The sequence below is a fragment of the Massilia sp. P2_C2 genome, assembly GCF_056404615.1.
This window is the reverse complement of sequence record NZ_JBFUDR010000669.1, coordinates 1-632: the sequence shown is the minus strand read 5'-3', so window position 1 is coordinate 632 and position 632 is coordinate 1. Positions and strand designations below refer to the sequence as shown.

2 protein-coding genes are annotated in these 632 nt (G+C 71.6%); both read left to right on the top strand.

Annotated features, from left to right (window positions below; genetic code table 11):
- Positions 1-147 (top strand): aldehyde dehydrogenase family protein (locus tag AC1DYX_RS31760; protein WP_477266264.1); only part of this gene is annotated, 147 nt, incomplete at its 5' end.
- A gap of 10 nt (positions 148-157) precedes the next feature.
- Positions 158-632, top strand: a 475-nt coding sequence (locus AC1DYX_RS31755) for an AMP-binding protein (RefSeq protein ID WP_477266262.1), incomplete at its 3' end; no start/stop codon positions are given.

Genomic DNA, 632 nt, shown 5'->3' with positions numbered 1-632 from the left:
CCGACCGTGCACGACGAAGCCCAGATGCCGTTCGGCGGCGTCAAGGGCRGCGGCTACGGACGCTTCGGCGGCAAGGCGGCGATTGCCGAGTTCACGGACCTGCGCTGGATCACCGTGCAGACCGGTCCGCGCCATTATCCGATCTGAGGAGACCGGCATGCATGACCTGCAACCGGAAGGAAGGCGCCGTCCCGTCCTCCTCGGTCATCCGGAGATCCGCGCCTGGCGCGACGGCGACGTGTGGCATGTGGACGCCGTGACGCCGCTCGGACCGGTGCCCCGGCGCTGGACCGACCGTCTCGCCAGCGGGGCGGCCGCGCACCCGGAGCGTACGCTCGTCGCCCGGCGCGGCCCGGACGGCGGCTGGATCCGCATCGGCTATGCCGACATGCTGCACCGCGCGCGCCACATCGGGCAGGCATTGCGCGACCGCGGCTTGTGCGCCGAACGGCCGCTCGCGATCCTGTCGGGGAACGACCTGGAACACTTCCAGCTGGCGCTGGGTGCCGCGTATGCCGGCATCCCGTATGCCCCGATCTCGCCCGCGTACTCGCTCGTCGCGACGGACTTCGGCAAGCTGCGCGACCTGATCGACCAGCTGACGCCGGGCGCCTTGTACGTGGCGGACGGCG